We start from the raw sequence: 2339 nt of genomic DNA on the forward strand, positions 1-2339 counted from the left end.
CCAGGCCAAGCCTGGGGAGAGGGGATGCGATGATGAGGTAACGAATCAGCAGCGGAAACTCTTCGTAGATGCCCAGCGGGCACGCCTTGCGGCGAAGCCCGTCCGGTAAAGGTTGATCACCAACCGGTAGCGAGTCTTGCGCGAGTCCGATCGTGAGGTCGGCCGCGAAGCGTAGACAGCGAACACGCGGGCCGCGTGATCGAGCCCCGTAAGAGGTACGCATGTGGCGGCGGACGCTGTCGAAATAGCGGAACGCAACACCGAAGCGCCCGAGGATCATGGGCGCCGAGGCACCACCGGGGTCGTAGAGCGGGGCACGCGTGTGAGGGCATCCCAGGAACCTGGGAGGTCTCGCCCCCTCCTCGTGAGAAGCGGAACATCGGGCTCTCCGCATGACAAACCCGAGGCCTGCGCGAGACGCTCGTCGAGCGCGCAGGAGCCCAAGCGGAACACGAACACGACGAGCACGCGAGGTACCGGTTCGCGAAGGCAACGAAGCGACCGGGACGGGCGGGTGAGAAGTCGGAGTCGCGCATGGTACCGAGGAAGCCGGGGAACTCGCCCCACGAGGACCGGGTCGAGGGAAGGCGCGACCGGAATCATGGAACCGAGTGAGGGATCGATGGCAGAGACACTGAGCTCTGGAAACGTCTCAACGAAACTCGCGCGGGTAGCGGACTTGGCGAGGGAGCACCCCGAGCGCGTCTTCATGTCGCTTCACCACGTCATCGACGTGGAGTGGCTGCGTGAGGCGCATCGGCGCACCCGGAAGGACGCAGCGGCGGGCGTGGATGGGCAAACGGCGGAGGAGTACGGGCGCGATCTCGAGAAGAACCTCGAGGCCCTGCTTGCGCGCTTCCGCACGGGCACCTACCGGGCACCGCCGGTGCGACGTGTGCACATCCCGAAGGGCGATGGGCGCACGCGCCCCATCGGCATACCGACGTTCGAGGACAAGATCCTCCAGCGCGCGGTCGCGATGGTGCTCGAAGCCGTATACGAGCAGGACTTCCATCCGGGCTCGTACGGCTTTCGACCGGGGCGCAGCGCGCATCGAGCGCTGCAAGCGCTGTGGGAGAGCGTCATGTCGATGGGAGGCGGATGGGTGTTGGAAGTCGACATCCGAAGCTTCTTCGACACGCTCGACCACGGCGTGCTCCGAAGCTTCCTCGACAAGCGGGTCACGGACGGCGTGCTGCGCCGTGCGATCGACAAGTGGCTGAAAGCGGGAGTGCTCGAATCCGGCGCGGTGACGCGGTCGGACGAAGGCACGCCGCAAGGAGGAGTGATCTCACCGCTCCTCGCGAACGTGTACCTCCACGAAGTGCTCGACCGGTGGTTCGAGGCGGACGTGAAGCCGCGGCTGCGAGGCCGTGCGCAACTCATTCGCTATGCGGACGACTTCGTCATCGTCTTCGAGGACGAAACCGACGCGAGGCGCGTGTTCGACGTGCTCCCGAAGCGATTCGGGAAGCACGGCCTCACGCTTCACCCCGACAAGACGCGCCTCGTGCGTTTCACGAAGCCGCGTCATGGCGGGAGAGCAGGCGATGACGAGCCGGAGAGCTTCGACCTCCTCGGCTTCAATCATCACTGGGGCCTCTCCAAGAAGGGGAACTGGGTGGTGCAACGAAGCACGGCGAAGGCGCGCCTCACCCGCGCGCTCGCATCCGTGCGGTCGTGGTGCCGGGATAACCGGCACCTGCCTTTGGCTGTACAATGCAAAGAGCTCGGGCAGAAAATGCGCGGGCACTACGCCTACTATGGCATCACGGGCAACCTCGCAGGACTCGAGCGCTTCGCGCGCGAGGTCCGATCGGTCTGGAGAAAGTGGCTCGCGCGACGTTCGCAGCGCGCCGCGATCACCTGGGACCGATTCAACGCGATGTCGACGCGCTTCCCACTCCCACGACCACGGGTCGTGCACAGCGCATCATTGATTCGAAGTTGCTCTCGACCCTTGCCGGCGTAAGGGGCTCGAACAACTAATCCTGGAGTTCGCACCTGCCCGAAGGCAGGCCGTACGGTTGTCGTCGTACATGCTTCCGGAGGCAGAGAGTCACAATCGAGCACCGTGACGATGCATGTAGACACCACGGATCGTGATTTCGACGTGCGTTCGGCGGGCCCCAGACGTCCGTGGTCGGGGTCGATCGTTCATGTTGTTCGTCGCTCACTCGAGGAGGGGCTGGGCCATCGAAGCCATCGCGAGCAGCGGGCGGCGCGCGAGCTTCAGGGTCCACTGCCGCGCCGAACGCACGAGTCTCCCGGGGATTTGCAGGAGAACTGCGCGGAGGCTCGGCGTCGACCATCGCGCGATCGCGGCGCATCGCGTCTGC

At 65.4% G+C, this 2339-nt stretch carries 1 protein-coding gene; it reads left to right on the forward strand.

The window, feature by feature from the left end:
• Positions 1–622: 622 nt before the first annotated feature.
• Positions 623–1972, forward strand: coding sequence for a group II intron reverse transcriptase/maturase (gene ltrA / locus EB084_23905; GenBank protein NDD31307.1), 1350 nt, complete (start codon positions 623–625; stop codon positions 1970–1972).
• The last annotated feature ends 367 nt before the right edge of the window (positions 1973–2339 follow it).

It is taken from the genome of Pseudomonadota bacterium (assembly GCA_010028905.1).
Classification (GTDB): Bacteria; Vulcanimicrobiota; Xenobia; order RGZZ01; family RGZZ01; genus RGZZ01.